Below are 16,267 nucleotides of genomic sequence, written 5' to 3'. Positions count from 1 at the left end.
TCCTTCGACCCTAGGCGTGGCTTGGGTTTGAACCTCGTTAAAGTGGTTAATAAAATCCCGTGAAACATTAAGAGAACATATAGAGATCGTATCTCTGTATTTCAAGTTGAATCAATTTATTGTCGATTGAAGTAAATGTGGCAAATGAGAGGCGCTTGTCATCTTTGCAACAGGTGCGAAAAACTCCTCTGAGGCCTTGATTTTCCGGGTTTTTTACTGGTTCGTCCCATTGACGCCCATGGTTTCCCATGATATCCCAAATCATCCCATGTCAGACCATGCGCAACCCATCTGCGCACCGTATGACGGGGATGGTGGGAAACAGGCAAGGAAACCGGGGCGGGAATGGCGTTATTCCTCTCCACGTATGTCAACAAAGTAGACCGGAAGGGGCGAGTGTCCGTTCCGGCGCAGTTCCGTGCTGCGCTGGTCGAGCAGACCCCGGTCATTGTTGCGTACCGTTCCTTCCAAGGCCCCTGGATCGAGGCGAGCGGCCTTGATCGCATGCAGAAGTTCGCCGAGGAGCTGGATACGCTCGACGAAGCTTCGGAACGTTATGAGTTTGTCGCCGCCATCCTGGCCGATGCCCGTCAGCTGGGCTGGGATGAGACGGGCCGTATGGTGGTGCCGCAGGATCTGCTGGACCATGCGGGTATCGGCGAAGAGGCCGCTTTTGTCGGCCAGGGTAAATTCTTCCAGATCCGCGATCCGGCCCAGCAGCGCGCTGCCGTCGATGGCGCCATCGCCCGCCGCTCCCAGACAAAGAAGGCCCCTACAGGTGAGGCGGGGGCATGAGCGAGCATATCCCGGTCCTGCTGGATGAGGTTGTTACGAGTGTCGCTGCCAAGGCGGGCGATGTGATCGTTGATGGCACCTTCGGGCGCGGTGGCTATAGCCGCGCCGTGCTGGCGTCTGCCGATTGCCGTCTGATCGCTGTTGACCGCGATCCGGAAGCGCTGGCCGTCGGTCAGCGGCTCGAAGCAGAACTTGCTGGTCGTTTTACGATTCTGGCCGGAACCTTCGGCGCCATGGATGACCTGTTGGGTGCTCAGGCGCCGGTTGACGGCGTGATGCTGGATATCGGCGTTTCCTCGCCGCAGATCGACGAGGCCGAGCGCGGCTTCTCCTTCCGTCTCGACGGGCCGCTGGACATGCGCATGAGCCGGTCGGGCGAGAGCGCGGCCGATATCGTGAATGCGGCGGGCGAGGAAGAGCTGGCCAATATCTTCTATCGCTATGGCGAAGAGCGGCATTCGCGCCGTGTGGCCCGCGCCATCGTCATGGCCCGTGCCGAGGAGCCTTTCACCCGCACGCTGCAACTGGCTGCCGTTATCCGGCGCGCTGTGCCTAAGAGCAAGGATGGCATCGATCCCGCCACCCGCAGCTTCCAGGGTTTGCGCATCGCGGTGAATGATGAGCTGGGCGAGCTGGAGCGTGGTCTGGTCGCGGCGGAGAAGGTCTTGAAGCCGGGTGGCCGTCTGGTCGTCGTGACCTTCCATTCGCTCGAAGATCGCATCGTGAAGGACTTCATGCGCAACCGGGGTGGCCTTGCGCCTGCCGGATCGCGTTATCAGCCCGAAGTGCAGCGCCGCGCGCCGAGCTTCCGTCTGGACAATAAGAAGGCGGTCGAGCCGGGTGAAGCCGAACTGGCGCGGAACCCGCGGGCGCGGTCGTCCAAGCTGCGCGTCGCGATCCGGACGGAGGCCCCCGCCTGGGGCCGGGAGGCGGCATAATGTGGCGCTTCTTTATGGTCTGGATCCTGATGGTCGCCGGTGTTGGCGGTTTCGTCTATCAGCTGAAATACGAAGTCGCGCGCCAGGAAAAGCAGCTGTCGCGGGTCAATAAGACCATCATCGACGATCAGGAAGTCATTCACGTCCTGAAAGCCGAATGGAGCTATCTCAATCAGCCTGCCCAGTTGGATGCGGCTGCCCGCCAGCATCTGGGGCTGGAGCCGATCAAGGGCGCGCAATTCGCGACCGTCGATAAGCTTCCGACCAAGCAGCAGGCGGCCGAGCCCCTGCCGGTGGCAGGCAAGCCCGCCAAGCCGTCGCCTGCCCCGGTCGCGCCTGCGCCTGATCTGATGGAAGAATCGACCCCGGATATTCCGAGCGATCTGGAAGACGAAACGCCGCCTGCCCCGATGGGCAATCAGGCGCCGATGAATCTCGTGCGCCAGGGCACTGCCGCGCCGAAGCCGACTCCTGTTGTGGGGGCGCCGCGATGAGCGTCATCACCCGCATGCTTGGTTTTGGGAAGCGCGCCAATGCAGCCGCCGGTAAGGCGCCGATCGAAATTGCCCACACCCGTCTGATCGTTGGCGCGGCGCTGTTTGTCGTCGCCTTTGGGTCGGTTGGTGCGCGCCTCGTCGATGTCACGCTGTTCCCGGAAAACGGCGGACGTCAGGCTCTGCGCGGCATCCGTCCGACGGTCGACCTTGGTCGCGCCGATATCGCGGACCGCAACGGCATTCTGCTCTCGACCTCGGTCGCGACGGCCTCGGTCTTCGCCAATCCCAAGGAACTGGTCGACCCGGTCGATGCCGCACGCCGTATCGGCCAGATCCTGCCGGATCTCAATGTCGCCTATGTCACCGAGCGTCTGACCAATCGCGACCGCAGCTACGTCTATATCAAGCGCAATATCACCCCGCGCCAGCAGGACGAGATCAACCGTCTGGGCATTCCCGGCATCGGGTTCGAGCGCGAGGACAAGCGGCTGTATCCGCAAGGCCGGTTGTTCGCCCATGTGCTCGGCTTTTCCGATGTCGATAACAACGGTCTGGCCGGTGTCGAAAAGGGCCTGAACGAGCGCTTGCGTGCCGGTGGCGACACGGTCAACCTGTCGGTCGATCTGCGTGTGCAGCATGCGGTGCGCGAAGAACTGCAGGCCGCCATCGACAAGTTCAAGGCCATCGGCGGCGCGGCCATGGTGATGGACGTCAATACCGGCGAGATCCTGTCGCTGGTCTCGCTGCCCGATTTCGACCCCTCCGAACCCGGCAAGGCGCCGGACGATGCACGTTTCAGCCGCGCGACCCTCGGCGTCTACGAAATGGGCTCGACCTTCAAGATCTTCAATCACGCTATGGCGCTGGAATATGGCACGACGACCATGACCGGCAGCTATGACGTGTCGAGCCCGATCCGTATCGCCCGCTTCCAGATCAAGGACGATCACCCCAAGGCGGGCATCCTGAGCGTGCCGGAAGTCTTCAAATATTCGTCGAACATCGGTTCGGTGAAGATGGCGCAGGAAGTGGGCGTCAATGGTCAGCGCGAATTCCTGGGCCGCCTGGGTCTGCTGACCCAGCCGAAGATGGAAATCCCCGAGATCGGCAGCCCGCAGATCCCGCAGCCCTGGCGGCCGATCAATCTGATGACCGTTGCTTTCGGTCACGGCATTTCGGTCAGCCCGCTGCAACTGGTTACAGCGGTGTCGGCGGTTGTGAACGGCGGCGTCCTGCTGAAGCCGACGCTGCTGAAGGTGCCGGAAGGCGAACCTGTCGTCGGCACGCGTGTTATCAGTCAGAAGACCTCTGCCAATATGCGGCGCCTGATGCGTCTGGTGGTCGAAAGCGGCACCGGCCGTTCGGCGGAAGCAACCGGCTATATGGTCGGCGGCAAGACCGGGACGGCTGAAAAGATCGGCCCGCGCGGCGGCTATATCAAAAACGCCAACGTGACGTCCTTTGCTGGCGCCTTCCCGATGCAGTCGCCGCGCTATGTGGTGCTGGCGACGCTGGATGAGCCGCAGGGCCTGAAAGAGACCTACAACTTCAAGACCGCCGGTTGGAACGCCGCGCCGACCGCCGGGAAGATCATCGCCCGCATCGGTCCGATGCTGGGCGTGATGCCGGTCGACCCGACATCGCCTGAAATCCTTCGGCAGGTCGCGATCAACCCTAATGCAATTCCCCCCGCCGTCCAAGGAGGCCCCCGTGTCGCGACTCGCTGACCTCATTCAGAATTGTCCGCCGACCCTGGCCGATATGGCGATTGCCGGGATCGCGTCGGATTCGCGCGACGTCGGGCCGGGCTATCTGTTTGCCGCCTTGCCGGGCAGCCGCCGCGACGGTCGCGTCTATATCGATCAGGCGGTGGATAATGGTGCCGCGATCATTCTGGCGCCCAAGGGTACCTATTCGCCGGTTCCGCTGCTGGTATCCGACGATCCGCGCCGCGAACTGGCGCTGATGGCCTCGCGCCTTGCCGCCAAGCAGCCGCGCACCGTCGCTGCCGTCACCGGCACGGCGGGCAAGACCTCGACCGCCTGGTTCGTGCGCGCGATCTGGACCGAGCTTGGCAAGCGGGCAGGGTACCTCGGCACCCTGGGTCTCTATGCCCCGGATGTCGAACCGAAATATTCGCTGACCACGCCCGATCCCGTGACCCTGTCGGCTGAGCTCAAGGCCCTGGCCGATGCCGGTGTCGATCATCTGGCGCTGGAAGCCTCGAGCCATGGCATCGATCAGCGGCGCCTGGATGGCGTCACGCTGACCGCGGCGGCTTTCACCAACCTGGGTCGCGATCACCTGGATTATCACCGGGACATGGACGGCTATTTCGAAGCCAAGGCGCGGCTGTTCGAAACCCTGCTGCCGGGCAATGGCACCGCCGTGATCCATGCGGGTAGCGAGTGGGGTCAGAAGATGATCCAGCGCGCCAAGGATCGCGGTCTGAAGCTCATCACCTACGGCACACCCCATGCCGACCTGGCCCTGATCTCGCGCCAGCCTGCACCGGGCGGTCAGAAGCTCGATATCTCGGTCTTCGGTAAGTTCGTCACGATCCAACTGCCGGTCGCCGGGACCTTCCAGGCGGATAATGCCCTGGCGGCCCTAGGTCTCGTGATTGCCTGCGGCGGCGATGCCGATGCCGCGACCGATGCACTGAACCGCCTGCCGGGTGTACCGGGCCGTATGCAGACGGTCGGCAGCCTGAATGGCGCGCCGGTGATCGTCGATTATGCCCATAAGCCCGATGCCCTGGCCTCGGTGCTGGAAGGCGCCCGTCCGATGGTGTCTGGCCGCCTGATCGTCATCGTTGGCTGCGGAGGCGACCGCGATGCAGGCAAGCGTCCGATCATGGGCGAGATCGCTGCCCGTCTGGCTGATATCGCCATCATCACCGACGATAATCCGCGCTCCGAAGATCCGGCCACCATCCGCGCTGCCGTGCTGGCGGGCTGCAATGGTCCGGGTCAGGCCGCCGAGATCGGCGACCGCCGTGTCGCGATCCAGAAGGTCATCGAGGATCTGAAGGCAGGTGACATGCTGGTCATCGCTGGCAAAGGTCACGAAAGCGGCCAGATCGTCGGCTTCGAAACCCTGCCTTTCAATGATGCCGAGGTGGCGCAGGACGTCATCCGCAGCCTTGGGGGAGAGGTGCGCGCGTGACCCAGCCGCTCTGGACCGCTGCCGATATCGCTACTGCCACGGGCGCCCAGATTCTGGGCGTCTGGTCGGTCAATGGCGTGTCGATCGACAGCCGGACCGTGGCGGAAGGCGAGCTGTTCGTCGCCCTGGTGGGTGAGAATAACGACGCGCATGAGTATATCGACCAGGCGCTGGCCCGTAAGGCCGGGGCGCTGCTGCTGTCCAGACTTCCGGCCAATCTGCCTGCCGGTGCGCCGGTGGCTTTGGTCAAGGACACGATGGTTGCCCTGGAGGCCCTGGGCCAGTTCGCCCGCAAGCGCTGCAAGGCAAAGTTCGCGGCCGTGACCGGGTCGGTCGGCAAGACCTCGACCAAGGAAGCGCTGACTCAGCTTCTGGCAAAGCAGGCGCTGACCTATGGCTCCAAGGGCAATCTGAACAATAATTTCGGGGTGCCGCTGTCGCTGGCCCGTCTGCCGGTCAAGTCGACCTATGGCGTGTTCGAACTGGGGATGAACCATCCGGGCGAGATCGCACCGCTGTCGCAGCAGGTTGCACCCAGCGTTGTGATCGTCACCACCATCGCCCCGGCCCATGTGGAATATTTCGATGACGGCGTCGAGGGGATTGCCCGCGAGAAGGCCAGCATCGCCGCCGGTTTGACGCCGGGCGGCACCGCGATCCTGACGCGCGACACTCCCTATTACGAAGTGCTCTATGAAGCTGCCAAGGCGGCGGGCGCGGCTCGCATCTTCAGCTTCGGGACCGATGTGGCGGCGGACGTCCGGTTGACCGCCTATGTCCCGGATGCCGATGGCGCCGAGGTGTCGATCAATTTCTTCGGTCGCTGGTTCACCTATCGCATCGGTGCCCAGGGCAAACATCAGGCGATCAACAGCCTGGGCGTGCTGGCGGCAATCGATGCCATCGGCGGCAATGTCGAGCAGGCGATGGAAGATTACGCCGAGATCGGTGCCCCGGCAGGACGCGGCCAGCGGTCGGTGCTGGCGTGGGGCAAGGGCGAGATCGTGCTGTTCGACGAAAGCTATAACGCCAGCCCGGTTGCCGTGCGCGCCGCTTTGGGCGTGCTGGGCCAGCAGCCGGGTCGCCGGATCGTCGTCCTGGGCGACATGCTGGAGCTGGGCGCAGGCGGCCCCGAGATGCATATGGGTCTACTGGATGCCGTGAATGCCGCTGGCCTTCACAAGGTTTTTGCTTGCGGTCCGCTGATGAAACCGCTGTATGACGCGCTGCCCGAGGCGAGCAAGGGGCTGTGGGCTCCGACCTCCGAGGCTTTGAAATCCGCCCTGCTTGCGCTGATCGCGCCGGGCGATGTCGTGACGATCAAGGGATCTTTGGGAATGCGCATGGGGCCGCTGGTCGCCGCGGTTCGGGAAGCTTCCTCTGCCAAAGGGAGTGCTTCCTGATGCTATTCAATCTGCTGGCGCCGCTTGCCGACGAATTTGTGCTGTTCAACCTGTTCCGCTACCTGACCTTCCGGACGGGCGGCGCGATCCTGACGGCGCTGTTCATCGGTCTGTTTGCAGGTCCCTGGCTGATCAACTGGCTGCGCTCCAAGCAGGGCAAGGGCCAGCCAATCCGCGAGGACGGCCCCGAAGGTCATCTGCTGACCAAGAAGGGTACGCCCACCATGGGCGGCTTCCTGATTCTGCTGGCGCTCACCATCTCGACCCTGCTGTGGGCCGATCTCACCTCCGGTTATGTCTGGGCCGTGCTGCTGGTGACCATCGGTTTCGGCCTGATCGGCTTTGCCGACGACTACCTCAAGGTCTCCAAGCGCAATCCCAAGGGCCTCAATGGCAAAATCAAGCTGGTGGGCGAAGTCGCCATCAGCCTGATCGCGGTCGTGTGGGTGATGTATGTGACGCGCTCGCCGCTCGATACCTCGGTCGCGGTGCCGTTCCTGAAAGCTCTGCTGATCGATGTGGGCTGGTTCTTCGTGCCGTTCGCCGTCTTCGTGATCGTCGGCGCCTCGAACTCGGTCAATCTCACCGACGGTCTCGACGGTCTCGCGATCGTGCCGGTCATGATCGCCGCCGCCGTCTTTGCCCTGATCGCCTATCTCGTCGGCAACACCGTCTTCGCGGGTTATCTGCAGATCGCCCATGTGCCAGGGGCCGGTGAGATCGGGGTGTTCTGCGGCGCGCTTTGCGGGGCGGGCCTCGGGTTCCTCTGGTTCAATGCGCCGCCCGCCCGTGTCTTCATGGGCGACACCGGCTCGCTGTCGATGGGCGGCGCGCTGGGTATCGTGTCGGTCATCACCAAGCATGAGATCGTGCTGGCCATCGTCGGTGGCCTGTTCGTGCTGGAAACCGTTTCGGTCATCGTGCAGGTCGCCAGCTTCAAGCTGACCGGCAAGCGCGTGTTCCGCATGGCGCCGCTGCATCATCATTTCGAAAAGAAGGGCTGGGCGGAACCGACCATCGTCATCCGCTTCTGGATCATCGCCTCGGTGCTGGCGCTGATCGGCCTTTCGACCCTGAAGCTGCGGTAGGCCGATCATGATCCAGCCCGCCCGCTTCCATAATCAGACGGTTGCAGTCCTCGGCCTCGGCAAGTCCGGGATGGCCGCTGCTGCCGCTTTGGTGACGGCGGGCGCGCGGGTCCGGGCCTGGGACGACAATGAGGCGTCGCGCAATGCCGCGCTGGATCGCAATATCCCCATCGTCGATCTGGGTCAGTTCGACTGGTCGCAGGCGGCTGCCCTTGTGCTGGCCCCCGGCATTCCGCATACCTTTCCGAAGCCTCACCCGGTGGCTTTGGCGGCCCGGCAGGCGGGCGTGCCGATCATCGGCGATATCGAGCTGCTGATCACCGCCGATCCGCTGGCCCATCTGATCGCCATCACCGGCACCAACGGCAAATCGACCACCACGGCGCTGATCGCCCATATCCTGCGGATGGCGGGGCGTGGCCTCGAGGTCGGCGGTAATCTGGGGCAGCCGGTCATGGGCTTTGTGCCCCAGGGCGCCAAGGGCACCTATGTGCTGGAACTGTCGAGCTATCAGCTCGAACTCTGCCCGTCGCTGCATGCCAATACGGCGCTGCTGCTGAACATCACGCCGGATCATCTGGATCGTCACGGCGGTATGGACGGCTATATCGCCGCCAAGAAGCATATTTTCGCCGGGCTGGAGCCGGGCAATGTGGCCGTGGTCGGCATCGATGATCAGGCCTGCGCCGATATGGCCGAACATATCGCCCGCCGCCCGAATGCGCCCAAGGTGATCCGTATCTCGACCGAACGCGCGGTGTCGGGTGGCGTTTATGCCGATGCGACCCATCTGGTGGATGATATCGAAGGTCAGGCCGTGCGTGTCCTGGAGCTGGCCGATGCGATCACCCTGCCGGGTCGTCACAATGCACAGAACATGGCCGCTGCCTATGCCGTGGCCCGCACCGAAGGCATTCCGGCGGCCCAGGTCGTCGCGGCGATCAAGAGCTTCCCCGGCCTTGCCCATCGCCAGGAGCGCATCGCAGAGGTGCGGGGCGTCGCCTATATCAACGACAGCAAGGCGACCAACGCCGATGCGACCGAGCGGGCGCTGGTCTGCTACCAGAATATCCATTGGATCCTGGGCGGCGTGGCCAAGGCGGGCGGTATCGCCAGCCTGACGAAATATTTCGACCGGGTCCGCCATGCCTATCTGATCGGGCAGGCGACCGAGAGCTTCGTGGCCGTCTTGAACGCCAATGGCGTCGGCGTGACGCGGGCGGGCGATATGACGGCGGCGGTGGCTGCGGCAGCAGTTGCGGCCAAGCCGGGCGACACCGTGCTGCTGTCGCCGTCCTGCGCCAGCTTTGACCAATATGCGAACTTCGAAGCGCGTGGCGATCACTTCCGCAATCTGGTGGAAGGTCTTGCAGGTCGCGCCGGTCTTTCCAGCCAGGGGGGCATCGGGGCATGACCGGTTTTTCGCGCACCGACCGCTCAATCGTCGGCCGCTGGTGGTGGACCGTTGATCGCTGGACCCTGACGGCGGTGCTGACCATCTGCTTCATCGGCGCCATGCTGATCCTGGCCGCCAGCCCGGCCGTTGCCACCCGCATCGGCCTCGACAGCTTCCATTTCGTGAAGCGCCAGTTGCTGTTCGTGCCGGTCGCGGTCGTCATCATGATCGGCGTGTCGCTGCTGACGCCCATTCAGATCCGCCGTGTTGCGACTCTGGGGCTGATTGGTGGGCTGGGGCTGCTGGTGCTCACGCTGGTTGCTGGGCAGGAAATCAAGGGCGCCCGCCGCTGGCTCAATATCGCCGGGCAGTCGATCCAGGCGTCCGAGTTCGTGAAGCCCTGCTTTGCCGTCTTCTCGGCCTGGATGTTCGCCGAATGGAAGAAGGGGCGCTTCCCCGGCTGGGCAGCGGCCTGCTGCACCTATGGTCTGGTCGTCGGTCTGCTGATGCTGCAGCCCGATCTGGGCATGACCATCGTCATCACCTGCATCTTCGGCGCCCAATTCTTCCTGGCGGGCCTGCCGCTGGTACTGGTCGTCTTTGTCGTGATGTCCGGCGTGACGGGGTTCTTGGGGGCCTATCTGCTGTTCCCCCATGTGCAGAGCCGCGTGAATCGCTTCCTCGATCCCGCATCGGGCGACACCTTCCAGGTCGACCGCGCGATGGAAGCTTTTGCCAATGGCGGCGCCTGGGGACGTGGGCCGGGTGAAGGCATCGCCAAGGCCTATATCCCCGACGTGCATGCCGACTTCATCTTTGCCGTCGCGGGCGAGGAATTCGGCCTGATCACCTGCCTTGTCATCCTGACCTTGTTCGCGTTTGTCGTGATGCGCGGCTTCGTGCGCCTGCTGGGCGAAAGCAACATGTTTGTCGTGCTGGCGGGTGCCGGGCTGCTGGTGCAGTTCGGTCTGCAGGCCTTCATCAATATGGCCTCGACCCTGCACATGATCCCGACCAAGGGCATGACGCTGCCGTTCGTTTCCTACGGCCTGTCCTCGTTGATCGCGATCTCCATCGGGATGGGGATGTTGATGGCGCTGACCCGCCGCCGGTATGGGGAGCTCGAGATATGAGCAAAGCGCCCCTGTTCCTGCTGGCAGCCGGTGGCACCGGCGGGCATGTCTTCCCGGCTGAAGCCCTGGGCGCCGAACTGATGCGCCGTGGTTTCCGCGTGATGCTGGCGACCGATGTGCGCGGTGCCGCCTTGGGCGTCCATGTCGAAGGGCTGCACATGAAGGTGCTGCCGTCGGGCGCAATGCTGGGCAAAGGGACGTTTGGCAAGTTGAAGAGCGGCCTGTCGCTCGCCTACGGCATTTTCCGCGCCTGGCGCCTGATCCGACGCGAGAAGCCGGTGGCTGTCGTCGGCTTTGGTGGTTATCCGTCGATCCCGCCGCTGCTGGCGGCGCGCCTGACTGGCCTGCCGATTGTCATTCACGAACAGAATTCGGTTCTGGGCCGGTCCAACAAGTTCGTCGCGCGCCGCGCCGCCGGTATCGCCACCAGCTTTCCGGAGACCCGGGGGCTTTCTGGCGAAGATGCCCGCAAGTCCGTCTGGGTAGGCAATCCGGTCCGCACGGCCGTGGTTGAAGTTGGCGCTGCCCTCTATACCCCGCCAGGGGACGAGGACGGCCCAATCCGGATTCTCGTGACCGGCGGTAGCCAGGGTGCGCGGGTTTTTTCCGACGTCGTGCCGCAGGCACTGGCCGAACTGCCCGAGGAACTGCGCCGCCGCCTTGTGGTCTGGCAGCAGGTCCGGACCGAGCAGATCGACCAAGTCCGGGAGATCTATATGGCAGCCAGTGTGAATGCCGAACTGGTGCCTTTCTTCACGGATATGGATCGTCGTCTGGCTGAAGCGCATCTGTGCATTGGTCGTGCGGGCGCCTCCACCGTGGCGGAGCTGGCCGCTGCCGGTCGCCCGTCGTTGCTGGTGCCGCTGCCCAATTCCGCCGATGACCATCAGGCGATCAATGCCCGCTATCTCGAAGAAGCGGGCGCAGCCTGGGTAATGGCGCAGGGTGAATTTCAACCGGCGGCCCTGGGGCGCCGACTGTTCAATCTTTTCCGCGATGGCGAACGGCTGGCCGCTGCCGCTGCTTCGGCCCGGCGTCTGGCGCGGGCGGATGCGGCCCGGCGTCTGGCGGACCTTGTGATCGACGCGGCCAACATCAAGACCACGGAGACCGCCGCATGAGGCAGATGCCGCTCACCATCGGGACCATCCATTTCGTCGGTATTGGCGGGATTGGTATGTCCGGGATCGCCGAGATCCTGAAGAACCTCGGCTATTCGGTGCGCGGGTCGGATCAGTCCGACAATGCCAACGTGAAGCGTCTGCGCGATCTTGGCATCCCGGTCGAAATCGGACACCGGGCCTCTAACTTGGCAGATGCCCAGGTTCTGGTCGTGTCGTCTGCTGTCAAATCTGACAATCCCGAGGTTGTGGAAGCCCGCGGCCGCCTGATCCCGGTCGTGCGCCGGGCCGAAATGCTGGGCGAACTGATGCGCCTGAAGTGGTCTATCGCCGTCGGCGGTACCCACGGCAAGACCACCACCACCTCGATGGTCGCGGCGATGCTGGAAGCCGCCAAGCTGGACCCGACCGTCATCAATGGCGGCATCATCAATGCCTATGGCACCAATGCCCGCCTGGGTGCCGGTGACTGGCTGGTCGCCGAAGCGGACGAAAGCGACGGCAGCTTCCTGCGCCTGCCCGCCGTGATCGCGGTTGTGACCAATATCGATCCCGAACATCTCGATCACTACGGCACCTTCGAAAAGGTGCAGGCCGCTTTCAAGGCCTTCATCGAGAACATCCCGTTCTATGGCTTTGCGACCATGTGCATCGACCATCCGGTCGTGCAGGCGATGATCCCGCAGGTCGACCGCCGGGTCATCACCTATGGCATGTCGCCCCAGGCCGATGTCCGTGCCGTCAATCTGATGATGCAGCCGGGCGGCGCGCGCTATGACGTCGATATCCGGGGTCGCGCCGGGCAGCCCGCGCGCATCCTGCGGAACCTGCATCTGCCAATGCTGGGCAACCACAATGTCCAGAACTCGCTGGCTGCCATCGCTGTCGCTGTCGAGATGGGTATGGATGACGATACGATCCGCCGCGCTCTGGCCGACTTCAAGGGCGTGAAGCGTCGCTTCACCCGCACCGGCGAAGTCCATGGCGTCACCGTTATCGACGACTACGGCCACCATCCGGTGGAGATCGCTGCGGTGCTGAAGGCCGCCCGTTCGGGCGCCCGGGGCCGGGTCTTCGCTGTCGTGCAGCCGCATCGCTACAGCCGGGTGGCGAGCCTGTTCGAGGAATTCTGCTCCTGCTTCAACGATGCCGATGCGGTTCTGGTCGCCGATATCTATGCGGCGGGCGAAGCGCCGATTGACGGCGTTTCGAAGGAGAGCCTTGCCGACGGTCTGAAGCAGCGCGGCCATCGGTTCGCCCGTGTGCTGGAAAGCCCGGACGTGCTGGCGCCGACCCTGAAGGAACTGGTCAAGCCGGGCGACATGGTCGTCTGCCTGGGCGCCGGTACCATCACCAACTGGGCAAACGCGCTTCCGGCCGAACTGGCCCGGCTGTTCGGCGAGCCCTGGCCCCCTGCGGGTGAGGCACGATGATGGCCGTGTCCCCCGACATCCTGAACAACCTGCCGCCCTTGAAGGGCCGGTTGTCGACCGATGCCAGCCTCGCGACCATTACCTGGTTCGGGGTCGGGGGGCCGTGCGACCTGATGTTCCGTCCGGCCGATGCCGAGGATCTGGCGAGCTTCCTGAAGCATCTGCCCGCTGAAGTTCCGGTGACCGTGATCGGTGTCGGGTCGAACCTGCTGGTGCGGGACGGCGGCGTCAAAGGCGTGGTGATCCGCCTGGGTCGTGGTTTCGTCGATATCAAGGCCGAGGGCGAGGATGTGATCGCCGGGGCCTCTGCCCTGGATGCCAATGTGGCCCAGGTCGCAGCGGATGCCGGTATCGGGGGGATGGAATTCCTGTCGGGTGTGCCGGGGACCATCGGCGGCGCGCTCAAGATGAATGCCGGTGCCTATGGCGGCGACATGAAGCAGATCGTCGTTTCCGCAACCGCCGTCGACCGCCAGGGCAACCTGCACACCGTTTCGGCCGAGCAACTGGGCTTCACCTATCGCCATTCCGAAACGCCCGAAGGCTGGATCTTCACCGGCGCGCGTCTGCGTGGCATCGCGGGCAATCCGGTCGAGATTTCGGCCAAGCTCGCGAATATCAAGCAGAACCGCGAAAACGCCCAGCCGATCCGCGCCAAGACCGGCGGCTCGACCTTCAAGAACCCGACCGGCCACAGCGCCTGGGAACTCGTCGACCGCGCCGGTTGCCGGGGGCTGCGCATGGGCGGCGCCCAGGTGTCGGAAAAGCATACGAATTTCCTGATCAACACCGGCGGCGCGACGGCGGCGGAGATCGAAGCCCTGGGCGAAGAAGTGCGGCGCAGGGTGCTGGATCTGACCGGCATCACGCTGGAATGGGAAATCAAGCGCATTGGGGAGGCGGCAAATGGCTAAGCATGTCGCCGTTCTGATGGGCGGTTGGTCGGTCGAGCGTCCCGTGTCGCTGACCTCGGGCAAGGCCTGCGCCGATGCCCTGGAGTCCAAGGGCTATAAGGTGACGCGCATCGATGTGACGCGTGACCTTGGTGCGTTGCTGGCTGCCCTGACCCCACGTCCGGACGTCGTTTTCAATGCCCTGCATGGTAAGGGCGGCGAGGATGGGACGATCCAGGGCGTGCTGGATATCCTGAAGATCCCCTATACCCATTCCGGTCTGCGCGCTTCGGCCGCCGCCATGGACAAGCCGACGGCCAAGGCGATCTTTGCCGCTGCCGGGATCCGGGTGCCGGGTGGCCGCGTCTATGCCAAGCACGAAGTGCTGGCGGGCGACGTGATCCCGCGCCCCTATGTGATCAAGCCGCCTGCCGAAGGATCGAGCTTCGGGGTGCAGATCGTGCGCGAGGGCGATAATGGCCCGGCCGTTGCCGATTGGGGCTTTGGCGACGAGGTGCTGGTCGAACCCTATATCGCAGGTCGCGAGATGACGGTGGCGGTGATCGACGAGCCGGGCAAGGGCGCCCGTGCGTTGGGCTCCATCGACATCCGCCATGAACATGGTTTCTTCGATTACGAAGTTAAATATACCGGCGGTCAGGCCGAGCACGTGATGCCGCCGGTCATGGATCCCAATGCCTTGGCCGAAATGGAATCCATGGCGGTTGCGGCCCATGTGGCGCTGGGTTGCCGGGGTATCAGCCGGTCCGACTTCCGCTATGACGACACGGCGGGCGAGCCGGGCATGGTCTATCTGCTGGAAGTGAATACCCAGCCGGGCATGACTCCGACCTCGCTGGTGCCGGATGCTGCCAAGTCGCAAGGCATCTCCTTCCCCGACCTGGTCTCCTGGATGGTGGAGGCCGCGCGATGGGGATGAATGACGATCTGAAAAACGACGGCATCAAGCTGGTCGGCATGATCGATCTGCGCATCGAGGCGGACGAACGCCCGAGCCTGCCCAGCTTCTTGACGCAAGGTCGCAAGGGTGCGGCTTCGGCGCCGGTTGCTGCTGCTCCGGCCAAGCCCGCCGGTCGCCGCAATATCTTCAAGCGCAAGAAGCCTGAACGCCAGCAGGCGGCCTTCGAATTTTCCGAACCGACCCTGGGGACGGTTGCCGCGCCGCGCGCCGAACCTGCGCCGGTGGTGATGCCGGTCGCCTTGGTCGAGGAAGAGCGCGATATTCCCGTCGATCTGTCGACCCCGCTGGCGAGCGTCGCTCCCGTCGCCTTGACCCAGGTCGAGCCCGATGCCGCTGCCCTGCGGGTGGTGATCGAACCGGAACGCCCGCGTATCGCGCCCATCGAGCCCGTGCGTGAAGAAACGGTTTTCGATGCCGAGGATCGGCCGGAACCGACCCTGGCCGCTGCGCCTGCCATGCCGCGCCTGATCATGCCGAATGCGCCGGTCACTACGCCGACTAAGCGCAGCCAGCTGCCGGTCCCGGTGCGGGTGCCGCGTCAGCCGGGCAAGGCTCTGGTGCCGACCGGCCGTCGCAAGAAGCCCGCTGGCCCCTGGCTGAAGCGTGTCGCCTATGGCTTGTCGGGTCTGGCGCTGCTGGTCACTGCCGGTGCAGGCGCTCTGGTAGTGCAGCGTTATGCCGAAGCCCCGGTGGTGCTGGTGGATGGCGAGGAAGAGCCGTCGGTGATCCGTCTGGCCCTGGCCCGGATCATGGGCGAAGCGGGCTTGAAGATCGGCGATGTGCTGGTCGAGGGGCGCAACCGCGTGCCGACCGCTGCCGTGCTGAACGCGCTGCATGTGGAACGTGGCGAACCGATCCTGTCCTATGACGCGGAAGCTGCTCGCCAGCGTCTCGAAGCTCTGCCCTGGGTCGCCACGGCCATGGTCGAGCGGCGCCTGCCGGACATCCTTTATGTCCGTCTGACCGAACGGCAGCCGTTTGCCCTCTGGCAGCAGAGCGGCAAGTTCCATCTGGTCGATGCCAAGGGCGCGGTGATCGCGACCGACGACATCGCCTCCTGGAGCCATCTGCCGCTGGTGGTGGGCGATGGCGCCCCGAAGGCGGCCGAAGAATTCCTGATGATGCTGGCGGCAGAACCCGAGATCGCGGGCCGTGTCAAAGCGGCTGTGCGCGTGGGCGACCGCCGCTGGAACCTGACGCTCGACGGCGACATCGAAGTGCGCCTGCCGGAAGAAAATCCGGCGGTGGCCCTGGGGGCGCTGGCCGACATGAATCGTCAGGGCAAGCTGCTGGAAAAGGATATCCGCGCCGTGGACCTGCGGATCCCGGATCGCATGGTGGTGCGCATGTCGCCGCCGGCGGCCGAACGTTTGCGTATCGTCCCGGCGGTCAACGGTCAGAAGAACGGGTAGGCGAGCAT

Annotated in this window: 14 protein-coding genes; all 14 read left to right on the top strand. The window is 64.3% G+C overall.

Annotated elements, in window-relative coordinates; translation table 11 throughout:
- Positions 1-396: 396 nt before the first annotated feature.
- The 14 genes from ACFSM5_RS11855 to ACFSM5_RS11790 are packed head-to-tail and all read left to right on the top strand — an operon-like array spanning position 397 to position 16,259.
- Entirely contained in the window at positions 397-795 is a 399-nt protein-coding gene (locus ACFSM5_RS11855) for a division/cell wall cluster transcriptional repressor MraZ (protein WP_379876607.1), read from the top strand.
- A complete protein-coding gene (gene rsmH / locus ACFSM5_RS11850) occupies positions 792-1,733 on the top strand; it encodes a 16S rRNA (cytosine(1402)-N(4))-methyltransferase RsmH (RefSeq protein WP_379876606.1) in 942 nt (313 codons plus the stop codon). The genes ACFSM5_RS11855 and rsmH overlap by 4 nt, the downstream gene beginning before the upstream one ends.
- Positions 1,733-2,227, top strand: coding sequence for a cell division protein FtsL (ftsL, locus tag ACFSM5_RS11845; RefSeq protein WP_379876605.1), 495 nt, complete (start codon positions 1,733-1,735; stop codon positions 2,225-2,227). The genes rsmH and ftsL overlap by 1 nt, the downstream gene beginning before the upstream one ends.
- Positions 2,224-3,957: a peptidoglycan D,D-transpeptidase FtsI family protein gene (locus ACFSM5_RS11840; protein WP_379876604.1), complete on the top strand. Its 1,734-nt coding sequence runs from the start codon at positions 2,224-2,226 to the stop codon at positions 3,955-3,957. The genes ftsL and ACFSM5_RS11840 overlap by 4 nt, the downstream gene beginning before the upstream one ends.
- Positions 3,941-5,398 carry a UDP-N-acetylmuramoyl-L-alanyl-D-glutamate--2,6-diaminopimelate ligase gene (locus tag ACFSM5_RS11835; RefSeq protein ID WP_379876603.1) on the top strand — a complete coding sequence of 486 codons (1,458 nt, stop codon included), beginning with the start codon at positions 3,941-3,943 and terminating at the stop codon, positions 5,396-5,398. The genes ACFSM5_RS11840 and ACFSM5_RS11835 overlap by 17 nt, the downstream gene beginning before the upstream one ends.
- Positions 5,395-6,801: a UDP-N-acetylmuramoyl-tripeptide--D-alanyl-D-alanine ligase gene (locus tag ACFSM5_RS11830; protein WP_379876602.1), complete on the top strand. Its 1,407-nt coding sequence runs from the start codon at positions 5,395-5,397 to the stop codon at positions 6,799-6,801. Before ACFSM5_RS11835 ends, ACFSM5_RS11830 begins: the two co-directional genes overlap by 4 nt.
- Positions 6,801-7,889, top strand: coding sequence for a phospho-N-acetylmuramoyl-pentapeptide-transferase (gene mraY, locus ACFSM5_RS11825; protein ID WP_379876601.1), 1,089 nt, complete (start codon positions 6,801-6,803; stop codon positions 7,887-7,889). The genes ACFSM5_RS11830 and mraY overlap by 1 nt, the downstream gene beginning before the upstream one ends.
- 7 nt (positions 7,890-7,896) lie before the next feature.
- Positions 7,897-9,303, top strand: a complete 1,407-nt coding sequence (gene murD, locus ACFSM5_RS11820) for a UDP-N-acetylmuramoyl-L-alanine--D-glutamate ligase (RefSeq protein ID WP_379876600.1) — start codon at positions 7,897-7,899, stop codon at positions 9,301-9,303.
- Positions 9,300-10,418 carry an FtsW/RodA/SpoVE family cell cycle protein gene (locus tag ACFSM5_RS11815; protein ID WP_379876599.1) on the top strand — a complete coding sequence of 373 codons (1,119 nt, stop codon included), beginning with the start codon at positions 9,300-9,302 and terminating at the stop codon, positions 10,416-10,418. Before murD ends, ACFSM5_RS11815 begins: the two co-directional genes overlap by 4 nt.
- On the top strand, positions 10,415-11,539 hold the full coding sequence (gene murG, locus ACFSM5_RS11810; protein WP_379876598.1) for an undecaprenyldiphospho-muramoylpentapeptide beta-N-acetylglucosaminyltransferase: 1,125 nt from the start codon (positions 10,415-10,417) through the stop codon (positions 11,537-11,539). The genes ACFSM5_RS11815 and murG overlap by 4 nt, the downstream gene beginning before the upstream one ends.
- Positions 11,536-12,972, top strand: a complete 1,437-nt coding sequence (gene murC / locus ACFSM5_RS11805; RefSeq protein WP_379876597.1) for a UDP-N-acetylmuramate--L-alanine ligase — start codon at positions 11,536-11,538, stop codon at positions 12,970-12,972. The genes murG and murC overlap by 4 nt, the downstream gene beginning before the upstream one ends.
- Positions 12,969-13,886 (top strand): UDP-N-acetylmuramate dehydrogenase, encoded by a 918-nt coding sequence (gene murB / locus ACFSM5_RS11800; protein ID WP_379876595.1) that lies wholly within the window; start codon positions 12,969-12,971, stop codon positions 13,884-13,886. The genes murC and murB overlap by 4 nt, the downstream gene beginning before the upstream one ends.
- A complete protein-coding gene (locus ACFSM5_RS11795; RefSeq protein ID WP_379876594.1) occupies positions 13,879-14,805 on the top strand; it encodes a D-alanine--D-alanine ligase in 927 nt (308 codons plus the stop codon). The genes murB and ACFSM5_RS11795 overlap by 8 nt, the downstream gene beginning before the upstream one ends.
- A complete protein-coding gene (locus ACFSM5_RS11790) occupies positions 14,796-16,259 on the top strand; it encodes a cell division protein FtsQ/DivIB (RefSeq protein ID WP_379876593.1) in 1,464 nt (487 codons plus the stop codon). The genes ACFSM5_RS11795 and ACFSM5_RS11790 overlap by 10 nt, the downstream gene beginning before the upstream one ends.
- Positions 16,260-16,267 lie beyond the last annotated feature (8 nt).

Source organism: Lacibacterium aquatile, from assembly GCF_042683105.1.
In the GTDB taxonomy this organism is placed as follows: domain Bacteria; phylum Pseudomonadota; class Alphaproteobacteria; order Elsterales; family Elsteraceae; genus Lacibacterium; species Lacibacterium aquatile.
Note: the sequence above shows the minus strand (reverse complement) of the source record. Positions and strands in the feature narration are given on the sequence as shown.

Bases quoted from the DNA above. Each gene is read 5' to 3' on its own strand.
- rsmH (WP_379876606.1), top strand. From the start codon at position 792: ATGAGCGAGCATATCCCGGTCCTGCTGGATGAGGTTGTTACGAGTGTC.
- ftsL (WP_379876605.1), top strand. From the start codon at position 1,733: ATGTGGCGCTTCTTTATGGTCTGGATCCTGATGGTCGCCGGTGTTGGC.
- ACFSM5_RS11840 (WP_379876604.1), top strand. From the start codon at position 2,224: ATGAGCGTCATCACCCGCATGCTTGGTTTTGGGAAGCGCGCCAATGCA.
- mraY (WP_379876601.1), top strand. From the start codon at position 6,801: ATGCTATTCAATCTGCTGGCGCCGCTTGCCGACGAATTTGTGCTGTTC.
- murD (WP_379876600.1), top strand. From the start codon at position 7,897: ATGATCCAGCCCGCCCGCTTCCATAATCAGACGGTTGCAGTCCTCGGC.
- ACFSM5_RS11815 (WP_379876599.1), top strand. From the start codon at position 9,300: ATGACCGGTTTTTCGCGCACCGACCGCTCAATCGTCGGCCGCTGGTGG.
- murG (WP_379876598.1), top strand. From the start codon at position 10,415: ATGAGCAAAGCGCCCCTGTTCCTGCTGGCAGCCGGTGGCACCGGCGGG.
- murC (WP_379876597.1), top strand. From the start codon at position 11,536: ATGAGGCAGATGCCGCTCACCATCGGGACCATCCATTTCGTCGGTATT.
- murB (WP_379876595.1), top strand. From the start codon at position 12,969: ATGATGGCCGTGTCCCCCGACATCCTGAACAACCTGCCGCCCTTGAAG.
- ACFSM5_RS11795 (WP_379876594.1), top strand. From the start codon at position 13,879: ATGGCTAAGCATGTCGCCGTTCTGATGGGCGGTTGGTCGGTCGAGCGT.
- ACFSM5_RS11790 (WP_379876593.1), top strand. From the start codon at position 14,796: ATGGGGATGAATGACGATCTGAAAAACGACGGCATCAAGCTGGTCGGC.